This window comes from Caballeronia fortuita (genome assembly GCF_001544835.2).
GTDB lineage: Bacteria > Pseudomonadota > Gammaproteobacteria > Burkholderiales > Burkholderiaceae > Caballeronia > Caballeronia fortuita.
In genome coordinates, this window is the sequence record NZ_FCNX02000014.1 from 152,361 (window position 1) to 164,482 (window position 12,122).

A 12,122-nucleotide genomic window follows, 5' to 3' on the forward strand; every position below is an offset into this window, starting at 1 on the left:
TTAGGCGAGTGCCACGTTGGAGGAAAGGACTACCCAAACTGCGTGTGACCGCGGGCGTGACAGAAGCTGCTTTCTTTGGTTACTTTCTTTGCAGCAGCAAAGAAAGTGACTGCCGCCCCGCACAGGGGCAGTGCTAATAAACCACGAAGAAAACGGGATTCCACGAAAAGCGCGAAAGCAACCAAAAACGAAAACCCATGATCCTTCTGCAACTCGTCTACAGCGGCATAGCCCTGGGCATGATCTACGCCGTGATCGCGTTCGGCTATCAACTCACCTTCGCGACATCGGGAACGCTGAACTTCGGCCAGGGTGATGCCCTCATGCTCGGCGCGCTCGTCGGTCTCACGCTCGTATCCGCAGGCGTCAACTACTGGCTCATGATCCCGCTCGTCTGTCTCTTCGGGCTCGTGCAGGGCGCGTTCGTCGAGCGCATCGGCGTGCGTCCCGCGATCAAGATCAAATCCGAGTTCGGCTGGATCATGTCAACCATCGCACTCGGCATCATCTTCAAGAACGTCGCCGAAAACGTCTGGGGCCGCGACGATCTGCGCTTTCCCTCGCCCTTGCCCGAAGCGCCGCTTAAAGTATTCGGAGCGAATGTCCTGCCGATGGAACTTCTCGTCGTCGGCGGCGCGCTCGTCATGATGCTCGCAGTCGAATTCTTCAATCGCAAGACGATCTTCGGCAAGGCTGTCGTCGCCACCGCCAACGATCGCGATGCGGCCTCGCTCATGGGCATCAACACCGGTCTCGTCATCACGTTCTCTTACGCGCTTTCCTCTTTGACCGCTGCATTTGCAGGGGTTTTGATCGCGCCGCTGACGCTGACCGGCGCAACGATGGGCGCGGTGCTCGGCCTCAAGGCGTTCGCGGTGGCGATCATCGGCGGACTGTCGAGCGGCATGGGCATCATCGTCGGCGGCATGATTCTCGGCATCGCGGAGACGACGACAGGCTTCTATATTTCCACCGGCTACAAGGATGTGCCGGGACTCGTGCTGCTCTTGATCGTGCTCGCGGTCAAGCCCGCAGGTCTCTTCGGCAAGACGGCGATCAAGAAAGTCTGAGGCGCGACGATGAAAGCAAAGAACTGGATCGCGGCACTCATCGGACTCGCTGTACTCGCTATCTTTCCGTTGGTGTCGGGCAATCCGTATTACATCCACCTCGTCGAAACCATCATGATCTATGCGATCCTGCTGTTCGGGCTCGATATCGTCGTGGGTTATACGGGGCAAGTGTCGCTCGGTCACGCGGGTCTGTTCGGCGTCGGGGCATACACGGCGGGCGTGCTGTTCATCAAGCTCGGCATGCCGTTCTACGTGACCGCGCCGCTATCGATTCTCGTGACAGCGGGCTTCGGAGCGATTCTCGCGCTTCCCGCACTGCGCGTGTCGGGACCGTATCTCGCGATGGTGACGCTCGCGTTCGGCACCATCATCCAGATTCTCATCAACGAGATGGACTTCCTCACGAACGGACCGATGGGCCTCAAGATTCCCAAGCCGATGTTCGCGGGGCACAGGCTCGATGAAGTGCAGTATTACTGGCTCGTCGCGGCATTGCTGGTGGTGTCGCTGATCGTCGTGCATCGCGTGTTGAAGTCGCATCTCGGCCGCGCATTCGAGGCGTTGCGCGATAGCCCGATCGCATCGGATTGCATGGGTGTGTCGGTGTATCGTTACAAGGTTATCGCGTTCGTCATAAGCGCGGGATTCGCGGGCCTCGCGGGATGCCTGTATTCGTACTCCGAGCAGTACATCTCGCCCAACACCTATAACTTCGAACTGACGATCCTGTTTCTTCTCGCGATCATCATGGGCGGACGCAAGACGCGCACGGGCGCGATCATCGGGTCGACGGTCATCGTGATGTTGCCCAAGCTGCTCGACGATATTTCGAACTTCCGTGTCGTCGCGACCGCGCTCGCGGTGATTGTCGTCGCGGGCGCAGCGTATTCGCTTGCGAAGAAGAGCACGACGCCGCGGCGCGTCGCGGTGCCGATAATTGGCACGGCGGGCCTCGCTGTGTTTTCGTTCTGGATCGAAGCGTTGACCAGTTATGGCTCGTCAGACCGTGCGCGATCCACGGCTACGGCAAGGTAAAAGTCCTCCACGGCATATCGCTAAGTGTGCCGAAGGCAAAAGTAGTGACCTTGATAGGCTCGAACGGCGCCGGCAAGACGACAACCATGCGCGCGATCTCCGGCATGATCAAGCCGACCGAAGGCGAAATCACGATGGGTGTCGGCAGCAACACAAAGCGCATCGACTCGCTGGATTCGCACAAGATCGCGCGCCTGGGACTCGCGCATTCTCCCGAAGGACGCCGCGTCTTCGCGACGATGTCCGTCACCGACAACCTTCTGCTCGGCGCTTTCCCGCGCCTCACGTGGTCAAGACCGAAAGGCGACGTCAACGCCGATCTCGAACGCGCAATCGAATTGTTCCCGCGTCTGAAGGAACGCCGCCATCAACTCGCAGGCACGCTGTCGGGCGGCGAACAGCAAATGCTCGCAATGGCGCGCGCCATCATGCTCAACCCCGACCTCGTGCTGCTCGACGAACCATCGATGGGCCTCGCGCCCATTCTTGTCGACGAAGTCTTTCGCATCATCGAACGTCTCAAGGGCGACGGCGTCACGATGCTGCTCGTCGAGCAGTTCGCCGCCGCCGCCCTCAATGTCGCGGATTACGGCTATGTGCTGGAAAACGGCCGCGTCGCCACGCACGGTCCCGCAGAACAGTTGCGCAACGATCCCTCGGTGAAAGCGGCCTATCTCGGCGCGAGTCATTGATTGCCGCACTGCGACAATAGCATTCCGCTCTATCATGATGCGGACGCCATCGCGCGCGCCCCGACATCCTGAAAGGAGCTGCCATGATCAGCGGCAAGACCACTCTGATTGCTCACCTCGGCTACCCGACCGAAGCGTTCAAGGCGCCGATGATCTATAACCCGTGGTTCGACAAACAAGGCATCGACGCCGTCGTCATGCCGATGGGCGTCAAGCCGGACGACTACGCCGCGTTCCTGCCGCATCTTTTCAAGCTCACGAACATTCGCGGCGCGCTCGTCACGATGCCGCACAAAATCGTGACCGTCGGCCTCATGGACGAGGTCAGTCCCACCGCGCGCATTGCAGGCGCGTGCAATGCGATTCTCAAACGCGACGACGGCACGCTCGTCGGCGATCAATTCGATGGTGCGGGCTTCGTGCGCGGTGTCGAGCGTAAAGGCCGCAAGCTTGCGGGCACGCGCGTGCTCGTGCTCGGCAGCGGCGGCGTAGGCTCGCCCATCGCGGCATCGCTCGCGGGGGCGGGTGTCGCCGAACTCGCGATCTTCGATACGAACACGGCGTCCGTCGAAGGACTGGCGTCGCGGTTGCGCGAGCACTACCCCAAGCTCATCGTAAGAACCGACACCAAAGATCCCGACGGCTTCGACGTGATCGTCAACGCGACGCCGCTCGGCATGAAAGATACCGATCCCTTGCCCTTCGATATCAACCGCATCGCGCCGGGCACGTTCGTCGGCGAAGTGGTCATGAAGTCGGAGTACACGCCGCTCTTGCGCGCCGCGAAAGACAAGGGCTGCGCCGTGCAGGTCGGCACGGACATGCTGTTCGAAATGATCCCCGCGTATCTCGAGTTCTTCGGCTACGGCACCGCCACTGCAGATGAGTTGCGCGCCGTCGCGCAGATCAAGTACGCGTAAGCAAGCTTGAGCGGACATAACCGCGCTTCGTTCCTATACTTCTATCGACATAGCAAGCAGACGCTCATCCTCTGACAAATAGGCCGCTCACGCATCCGTGCGCAGCCCCGATAACGGCAGGGAGGAATCATGGGATCGACTGCACCCGGCTTGCCGGCTGACGACAAGCACGAGCCGAAGTCGCACGGACATCCGGCATTGCTCGGGCTTTCGCTCGCGGCGCTCGGCGTCGTCTACGGCGATATCGGCACGAGTCCGCTCTATACGCTCAAGACCGTGTTCGATCCATCGGGCGGCCTGCCTTTGCAGCCCGCGAACGTGATCGGCATCGTGTCGCTGATCTTCTGGTCGCTTACCGTGATCGTCTCGCTCAAGTACGTGACGTTGATTCTGCGCGCCAACAATCACGGCGAAGGCGGCATCATGGCGCTGCTCGCGCTCGCGGCTTCATCGGTCGAATCCAAACAGCGTTTGAAGCACGTGCTTCTGATCGTCGGCGTGATGGGCGCTGCGCTCTTCTATGGCGATGGCGTCATCACGCCCGCCATCTCCGTGCTGAGCGCGGTGGAAGGGCTCGAAGTGGCCGCGCCCGGGCTTCAGCCGTATGTCGTGCCGGTGACGCTCGTCGCGCTGATCGCGCTCTTCGTCATGCAGAAGCACGGCACATCGGGCATCGGCGCAGTGTTCGGTCCGGTGATGGTGCTGTGGTTCATCGTGCTGGCCGTGTCGGGCTTCATGAACATCAAGGAATCGCCGCATATTCTCGCGGCGCTCAATCCGCTAGAGGGGCTCGCTTTCTGCGTGCATCATCGCTGGCTCGCGTTCGTGGCGCTCGGCGCGGTCGTGCTCTCGCTGACCGGCGCCGAAGCGCTCTATGCCGACATGGGCCACTTCGGTTCGCGGCCGATCCGCCTCACCTGGTTCGCAATTGTCTTTCCCGCGCTCGCGCTCAACTATCTCGGTCAGGGCGCGCTTTTGATGGCCGATCCTACCGCACTGCAAAATCCGTTCTATCGCCTCTTTCCTTCGTGGATGCTTTATCCGATGGTCGTGCTCTCGACCATCGCCACGGTCATTGCGTCGCAGGCCGTGATATCCGGCACCTATTCGATGACCAAGCAGGCGATGCAGCTTGGCTTCCTGCCGCGCATGAGCGTCGTGTACACATCGGCGAAGGAGATCGGGCAGATCTACGTGCCGGGCATCAATTGGACGCTTCTGCTCGCGGTGGTCGCCGCCGTGATCGGCTTCGGTTCGTCGACCGCGCTCGGCTCCGCATACGGCATCGCCGTGACGGGAACGATGCTCATCACGACGATGCTGACCTTCTTCGTGATCCGCTATGCATGGCATTACAACTGGGTGTTGTGCATCTTCTCGACTGCGTTCTTCTTCGTGATCGACGCCATGTTCTTCTCGGCCAATTGCCTGAAGATCGCGGATGGCGGCTGGTTCCCCGTCGCGATCGGCCTCCTGATGTTCACGGTCATGGCGACGTGGGGACGCGGCGCGCAGATGATGATCCAGGAAGCGCGCGTGCGCGCCGGCACGATGCCGCTGAAACCTTTCCTCGCGAATCTGCTCGCGCGATCGCCCGCGCGCGTGGAAGGCACGGCGATTTTCATGTCGAACGATCCGAGCGGCGTGCCGCATTCGCTGCTCAATAACCTCATGCACAATCGCGTGCTGCACGAACATACCGTGTTTCTCACGGTCGCGACCGAGCCTGTGCCGTGGGTCGACGAAGCGCGCCGCGTGTCGATCGAAACGCTCGGCAACGGCTGCTTCCAGGTGACGGTGAACTACGGCTTCAAGGACGAAGTCGATCTGCCCGCCGCACTGGAAAAGTGCCGTGGCGCGGGGCTCAAGTTCGACCGCGCAACGATTTCGTATTTCATGTCGCGCGCGACCGTGGTGCCGACGCCCGGCACCGGCATGGCGTTATGGCGCGAACGGCTCTTCGCAATCATGCTGCACAATGTAGGCAACGTCGCGGCCTATCTGCGATTACCGGCCGATCGCGTGATCGAGCTCGGTGCGCGCGTCGAGATATGACGGCGCAAATCGGCTGATACGCGTGTCTTTCACGCAGGCAGGCGGCGTCGATTCGAGCGAGACTCACCAAAGATACGCGGCCCACAGGAGACGCCATGACCGCCAGCAGCACGCCGACTCGCCATCCGTTTCCATCGACCGCGCGTCTCGTCGAGCGCGGCAAGATCGTCTCCGCGCGCGAGGCCGTGCGCCTGATCCGCTCGGGCGACACTATCGCGACGAGCGGTTTCGTCGGCATCGGCTTCGCGGAGGAAGTGGCGATCGCGCTGGAAGAGCGCTTCGTCGAAGGCAGCGATCCGATCGCGGATCTCACACTCGTCTACGCAGCAGGACAGGGCGATGGCCGCGGCAAGGGTCTCAATCATCTCGCGCACGAAGGTCTTGTCAAACGCGTGATTGGCGGTCACTGGGGACTCGTGCCGGGCTTGCAGAAGATGGCGATCGAGAACCGCGTCGAAGCGTATAACTTGCCGCAAGGCGTAATTTCGCAGCTTTTTCGCGATATCGCCGCGCATCGTCCGGGACAGCTTTCTACGGTTGGCCTCGGCACGTTCGTCGATCCGCGCAACGGCGGCGGCAAGCTCAACGCGCGCACGACGGAAGACATCGTGCGGCTGATGCCCGTGGACGGCACGGACTATCTGTATTACAAGACGTTCCCGATCGACGTTGCCATCGTGCGCGGCACCACTGCCGATCTCAACGGCAACGTGACGATGGAAAAGGAAGCGCTGACGCTAGAGGCGTTATCGATTGCGATGGCCGCGCGCAATTCAGGCGGCATCGTCATCGCGCAGGTCGAACGGCTCGCGGAATCGAACACGCTCAACTCGCGTCAGGTGAAGATACCCGGCGTGATGGTCGATTGCGTCGTGCTCGCGAAACCCGACAATCACTGGCAGACCTTCGGCGAGCAATACAGCGCGGCGTTTTCCAGCGAATTGCGCGTGGCCGCGAGTTCGGTGCCGCCCATGCCGCTCACGGAGCGCAAGATCATCGCGCGGCGCGCGGCGTTCGAGCTGATGGCCAATAGCGTCGTGAATCTGGGCATCGGCATGCCGGAAGGCATCGCGAGCGTCGCGAACGAAGAGCAGGTGATCGATCTTTTCACGATGACCACGGAGCCTGGCGTAATCGGCGGCATCCCGGCGGGCGGCCTGAACTTCGGCGCGGCGACGAACACGCAGGCGATCATCGACCAGCCCTATCAGTTCGACTTCTACGATGGCGGCGGCCTCGATATCGCGTTCCTCGGTCTTGCACAGGCGGACGGTGAAGGCAATCTTAACGTGAGCAAGTTCGGGCCGAAGCTCGCGGGCGCGGGCGGCTTCATCAATATCAGCCAGGCTGCGAAAAAGGTCGTATTCGTAGGCACTTTCAATGCAGGCAAGCTCGATGTCGCGATCGAAGAGGGCAAGCTCATGATTCGCCGCGAAGGCGATTGCAGGAAGTTCGTCGATGCAGTCGAGCATCGCACCTTCAGCGGTCGTTACGCGGCCGAGCGCGGACAGACCGTGGTCTATATCACCGAGCGCTGCGTGTTCGAGCTGACCGGCCGTGGCCTCGCGCTGACGGAAGCAGCGCCGGGCATCGATTTCGAGCGCGACATCATCGCGCAAATGGGCTTCGCGCCGCTGATCGACACGCCGCCGCGTCTCATGGATGAACGCATCTTCCGCGATGCGCCTATGGGCCTACGCGATATCCTGCTGCGCCTCGATCTGTCCGAGCGTTTCAGCTACGACGCGGAGAAGAATCTCTTCTTCATCAACTTCGAAGGGCACGAAGTCAAGAGCCTGAGCGATGTCGAAGCGATACGCGTCGAGGTCGAAAAGCAACTCGCGGGCGTGAAAGCAAAGCCGCATGCGATCGTGAACTACGATAACTTCTCGATTCGCCCCGACATGCTCGATGCGTATTCGGAGATGGTCACGAAACTCGTCGACGGTCACTACGATCGCGTCACGCGCTATACGACGAGCAGCTTCCTGCGCCTGAAGCTGGGCGATGCATTGAAGCGGCGCGGCGTTGCGCCGTATATCTACGAAAGTCCGGAAGAAGCGCGCGAACACGAAGCGAAACGCGCATCGGAATGAAACGAGGGCCGCGATTCGGGCGGCCCTTGCTTCAATGGTTCTTTAGCCGCGCGCGGTGCGGCCCGATGCGTCCTCTCGCCGATTGCGCAGCCTGCTATGGCGTATGCCGTAACCGAAGTAGATCGCGATGCCGATCGCCATCCATACAATGAGCCGTATCCACGTATCGGCGGGCAGGCCGGACATCAGAAAGAGCGATGACAGCGCACCGAGCGGCGCGACAACATAGACTGCGGGCGTCTTGAATGCGCGCTCGAGTTGCGGCTGCGTAATGCGCAACACCAGCACGCCGATGCACACGACCATGAACGCGAACAACGTGCCGATGCTGACGAGCTCGCCGACGAGTCCTATCGGCAAGAGTCCGGCGAGAATCATCACGATGATGCCGGTGATGATCGTCGTGATGTACGGCGTCTGGAAACGCGGATGGATCTTCGATGCGAACGGTGGCAAAAGGCCGTCTCTCGCCATCGAATAGAAGATGCGCGGCTGCGACAGCAACAGCACCAGTATTACGGACGTGAGGCCGAAGATCGCACCGAGCTTCACGATGGGCGAGAGCCAGCGCATGCCGATCGCATCGACGCCGACCGCGATCGGGTCCGACACATTGAGCTTGTCGTAAGAGACGATGCCCGTCAGCACGTACGAAACCAGCACATAGAGAATCGTGCAGATCGTGAGCGAGCCGAGCAGGCCGATCGGCATGTCGCGTTTCGGGTTGCGCGTTTCCTGCGCGACGCACGATACCGAATCGAAGCCGATATACGCAAAGAACACGACCGCCGTCCCGCGCAATACGCCGCTCATGCCGAAGACGCCGGATTCGCCGGTGTTCGGCGGAATGAACGCGCCTGTCGGATTCTGTGCGGTGACCCAGTGACTCGTATCGACATAGGCGATGCCTGCCGCGATGAACGCAAGCACGATCAACACCTTGATGACGACGATGAAGCTGTTCACGCGCGCCGACTCGCGTATGCCGATGACGAGCAGTATCGTGATGAGTCCGACGATCACCATCGCGGGCACGTTGAGGATCGCGCCGACATGACTCCAGCCGTGACCCGGATCATAGGCGAAGGGCGCTTTCGATAACTGCTCGGGAATGTCGATGCCAAGCGAATGCAGAAAGCTCACGACATAGCCCGACCATCCGATTGCAACGGTCGTCGCGCCCACGGCATATTCGAGAATCAGATCCCAGCCGATGAGCCATGCGATGAGTTCGCCCATCGTGGCATAGGCATACGTGTATGCGCTGCCGGATACCGGCACGGTCGATGCCATCTCCGCATAACATAGGCCCGCGAGCGCACAAACGATTGCGCCCAGCACGAAGGAAATGATGATGCCGGGGCCGGCGTTGGTCGCCGCCGCGTGTCCTGTCAGCACGAAAATCCCTGCGCCGATGATGCAGCCGACGCCGAGCATCACGACATCGAGCGCGGTAAGCGAGCGCTTGAGCGTGTGGCCGCCGTGTTCCTGAAGCACTTCCTCGGTTTCGGCCGCTTCGCTTTGCAGCGCCGCGATGGACTTCCTTTGCATGACGGTCACGATCGCCTCCTTGTGCGGCGTCAGCGCGGCCGCGCCCCGTGGCACGGCGAAGTCTGCCGCCTGTTCGACTGCGCGGTGAACCACGTGCCTGCCGCGTTACCTGCACGTTCGTTCTGACGTATTGTCGTTTCGTGATAGCAGATTTTGCCGGGGAATTCGAGCGCGGCGCTGTTGCGAAACGGATGCAATGAAAGACTTATGAATAAGCTTATACGCGGCGTGCGCAATGTAGCAGGAAGCGTGCCGCGTCGGCCGCAAGTATTTCGCCTGATAGTGCGGCGCAAGACCACTCGGCATTCAAGGGCATAAAGGGAGCACATCCAGCGAGGCTGCGCGGCGCACTATAATCGAATTCACAATTGCGATTTTCAACCCGGAATCCGTTCCGTCTATATACGAAACGTTCACCGGATTTTCCTTCACGTGGAGATTTGATATGGCTATACGCATTGGTGATGAAGCTCCCGATTTCACGGCAGAGACGACCGAAGGCACGATCCGCTTTCACGAGTGGATCGGCGATAAATGGGCGATCCTCTTTTCGCATCCGAAGGACTTCACGCCGGTCTGCACGACCGAGCTCGGCTACATGGCGAGGCTCAAGCCCGAGTTCGACAAGCGCAACACGAAGGTGATCGGCCTGTCGATCGATCCGGTGACGAATCACGCGCAGTGGGCGAAGGATATCGAAGAGACGCAGGGCACGGCGGTCAACTATCCGATGATCGGCGATGCGGACCTGAACGTCGCGAAGCTCTACGACATGATCCACCCGAACGCGAGCGGCGCGAATCCGCGCACGGCCAACGACAACGCCACCATTCGCGCGGTGTTCATCGTGGGTCCGGACAAGAAGGTGAAGGCTACGTTCACATATCCGATGAGCGCGGGCCGCAACTTCGACGAAGTGTTGCGCTTGCTGGATGCGCTGCAGCTGAATGCGAAGCACACCGTTGCAACGCCGGTGAACTGGAAGCCGGGCGACGACGTCATCATCCCGACGTCGGTCTCCGATGAGGACGCGAAGAAGAAGTATCCCGAAGGCTTCAAGACGCTGAAGCCTTATCTGCGCACGGTGGCGCAGCCGAAGTAACGCGCAGCGCCGGCCCGCGTCATGCAGGCCGGCGTTTTCATCGCAGTCTAGTTGTGACCCGTGCGGCGCTCCGGCGACGTTTCGACTTCGCCCGGCCGGCGCAGCATCTTGTCGACTTCGCCCGCATGCAGTTCCTCGACCTGGATCATCTGCCGCGCGTATTCTTCGAGCGCGACGGAGCGGTCTTCGACGAGCGTGAGCAATTCACGGTAATGACCGAGCGCCACGGTTTCCGACTGTAGCGATTCGCGCAGGATCGTCGCGATGTCGAAGGTGTGATTGTCGAGCAGCGGGCCGATTTCGAGCGACGGATACGCACCGAGCGTCGTGATCCATTCGCCGGCCTGATGCGCGTGCAGCAGCGATTCGTCGGCTTGTGCGCGCAGCCATGACACGATGGGAATGCGTCCGAAGCCGAATACGAGAAACGAATAGTGCGTGTATCGCACGACGCCCGCGAGTTCCGCTTCGAGAATCTTGTTCAGGACGCCGACGACCTTTTCCTTTTCGAGCTCTGCCATTCTTGCCTCCGTTTTCAATGTCAACGCATGCACGGGCATGACTCATTGTAGTCACGCGAGCGGCGCATGCGAGGTGAAAACTGCGGCGTCGGAGCGCGCAAGATGCGCTCCCGGAATGCCCTGATGACGATGTAGCCGCGCATCAGGGTGAAGATTGCAAGTTCAGGCGATTTCCTCGATCCACACCGATGCCGTGCGGGTCAGCACTTGCGACATCGCGGAACGCGCGCCGTCGCCATCGGCGGATTCGATCGCGCGCACGAGCCTGCCGTAATCGCCGAGCTGCGAATCCGGCACGCGCGGCAACGCATGCGGTTGCGCGCGCAACGCGGCCTTCATCGTCCGGATGCCGACGCGCACGACGCTGCCCATCTGACGCAGCACTTCATCACCGCTTGCATCGACGATAGCAGCCTGTAGCGCCTCTTCCGCAGCGGACTGCAAAGGTTCGGATGGACTCGCATGGAGGAGCCGCTGATAAGCCGCATTGATCGCAATACGTTGATGCCGGTTCGCGCGCGTGGCGGCGAGCGCGGCAGCGGGCGGATCGACGAGCGCGCGGAACTCCATCAGCCTGCGGAAGCAGTCGGGATCGTGCAGCGCGCGCATGCGCCATTCGGCGACTTCGGGATCCATGATGAGCCACTCGCGCGCGGGCTTGATGCGTGTGCCCGTCTTGGGCCGCACATCGAGCATGCGGCGCGAGATGAGGATGCTCAGCGCCTCGCGCATGATGGTTCTGCTGACGCCGTGCTGCTTCGAAAGAATGACTTGCGGCGGAAGCACGTTGTCCTGGTATTCGCCACTCACGATGCCCGCGACGAGTTGATTCACCACACGCTTGACGAGCGATGCTTCATATCCATGATTCATGTTTTTGTTCTCGTGATGACGCCCACGCTTGTGGCTTCGCGCGTTCGTCGCTGAACGGCAAAGCCAGCGTTTGTCTAAGTTCACAGCGCCTCGGTGCACCGCGCTTCGTACACTCGCGCGAAGCGCTTCCCTGGCACGCCGTGTATTTGGTCCCCGGATTCCTTTACCCGATGCGGCCTTGGCCGCACACCCCATAGCGGTCGG

9 protein-coding genes and 1 pseudogene are annotated in these 12,122 nt (G+C 61.0%); 7 read left to right on the forward strand and 3 right to left on the reverse strand.

Going from position 1 to position 12,122, the window contains the following annotated elements; translation table 11 throughout:
* The first annotated feature begins 197 nt into the window (after nt 1-197).
* The 6 genes and pseudogenes from AWB77_RS25165 to AWB77_RS25190 all read left to right on the forward strand — a co-directional run bounded on the left by AWB77_RS25165 (nt 198) and on the right by AWB77_RS25190 (nt 7,871).
* Nucleotides 198-1,070 carry a branched-chain amino acid ABC transporter permease gene (locus AWB77_RS25165; RefSeq protein ID WP_061137167.1) on the forward strand — a complete coding sequence of 291 codons (873 nt, stop codon included), beginning with the start codon at nt 198-200 and terminating at the stop codon, nt 1,068-1,070.
* Between the two features lie 9 nt (nt 1,071-1,079).
* Nucleotides 1,080-2,066, forward strand: a pseudogene (locus AWB77_RS25170) (branched-chain amino acid ABC transporter permease); the annotation flags it as partial.
* A 20-nt stretch (nt 2,067-2,086) separates the two neighbouring features.
* The gene (locus AWB77_RS25175; protein ID WP_061137169.1) at nt 2,087-2,800 is read left to right on the forward strand and encodes an ABC transporter ATP-binding protein; all 714 of its coding nucleotides are present in this window, start codon (nt 2,087-2,089) and stop codon (nt 2,798-2,800) included.
* An 83-nt stretch (nt 2,801-2,883) separates the two neighbouring features.
* A complete protein-coding gene (locus tag AWB77_RS25180; protein ID WP_061137170.1) occupies nt 2,884-3,720 on the forward strand; it encodes a shikimate dehydrogenase family protein in 837 nt (278 codons plus the stop codon).
* 129 nt (nt 3,721-3,849) lie between these two features.
* Nucleotides 3,850-5,775 (forward strand): potassium transporter Kup, encoded by a 1,926-nt coding sequence (locus AWB77_RS25185; RefSeq protein WP_244158641.1) that lies wholly within the window; start codon nt 3,850-3,852, stop codon nt 5,773-5,775.
* 95 nt (nt 5,776-5,870) lie between these two features.
* Nucleotides 5,871-7,871, forward strand: coding sequence for an acyl CoA:acetate/3-ketoacid CoA transferase (locus AWB77_RS25190; protein WP_061137172.1), 2,001 nt, complete (start codon nt 5,871-5,873; stop codon nt 7,869-7,871).
* Between the two features lie 42 nt (nt 7,872-7,913).
* On the opposite strand, the gene AWB77_RS25195 is transcribed toward AWB77_RS25190, so the two are convergent.
* Entirely contained in the window at nt 7,914-9,422 is a 1,509-nt protein-coding gene (locus AWB77_RS25195) for an amino acid permease (RefSeq protein WP_061137241.1), read from the reverse strand.
* A gap of 445 nt (nt 9,423-9,867) precedes the next feature.
* Between AWB77_RS25195 and AWB77_RS25200 the strand changes: the two genes are divergently transcribed.
* Nucleotides 9,868-10,524 carry a peroxiredoxin gene (locus AWB77_RS25200; RefSeq protein ID WP_061137173.1) on the forward strand — a complete coding sequence of 219 codons (657 nt, stop codon included), beginning with the start codon at nt 9,868-9,870 and terminating at the stop codon, nt 10,522-10,524.
* A gap of 47 nt (nt 10,525-10,571) precedes the next feature.
* Here the strand turns inward: AWB77_RS25200 and AWB77_RS25205 are convergent, their stop codons facing one another.
* Complete coding sequence (locus AWB77_RS25205) at nt 10,572-11,045, reverse strand: ferritin-like domain-containing protein (RefSeq protein ID WP_061137174.1); 474 nt, start codon at nt 11,043-11,045, stop codon at nt 10,572-10,574.
* A gap of 162 nt (nt 11,046-11,207) precedes the next feature.
* Nucleotides 11,208-11,918 carry a FadR/GntR family transcriptional regulator gene (locus tag AWB77_RS25210; RefSeq protein ID WP_061137175.1) on the reverse strand — a complete coding sequence of 237 codons (711 nt, stop codon included), beginning with the start codon at nt 11,916-11,918 and terminating at the stop codon, nt 11,208-11,210.
* Between the last annotated feature and the right edge of the window lie 204 nt (nt 11,919-12,122).

Excerpts from the sequence above, each read along its gene's own strand:
- AWB77_RS25165 (WP_061137167.1), top strand. The coding sequence starts at position 198 with ATGATCCTTCTGCAACTCGTCTACAGCGGCATAGCCCTGGGCATGATC.
- AWB77_RS25190 (WP_061137172.1), top strand. The coding sequence starts at position 5,871 with ATGACCGCCAGCAGCACGCCGACTCGCCATCCGTTTCCATCGACCGCG.
- AWB77_RS25200 (WP_061137173.1), top strand. The coding sequence starts at position 9,868 with ATGGCTATACGCATTGGTGATGAAGCTCCCGATTTCACGGCAGAGACG.
- AWB77_RS25180 (WP_061137170.1), top strand. The coding sequence starts at position 2,884 with ATGATCAGCGGCAAGACCACTCTGATTGCTCACCTCGGCTACCCGACC.
- AWB77_RS25185 (WP_244158641.1), top strand. The coding sequence starts at position 3,850 with ATGGGATCGACTGCACCCGGCTTGCCGGCTGACGACAAGCACGAGCCG.
- AWB77_RS25205 (WP_061137174.1), bottom strand. The coding sequence starts at position 11,045 with ATGGCAGAGCTCGAAAAGGAAAAGGTCGTCGGCGTCCTGAACAAGATT.
- AWB77_RS25195 (WP_061137241.1), bottom strand. The coding sequence starts at position 9,422 with ATGCAAAGGAAGTCCATCGCGGCGCTGCAAAGCGAAGCGGCCGAAACC.
- AWB77_RS25210 (WP_061137175.1), bottom strand. The coding sequence starts at position 11,918 with ATGAATCATGGATATGAAGCATCGCTCGTCAAGCGTGTGGTGAATCAA.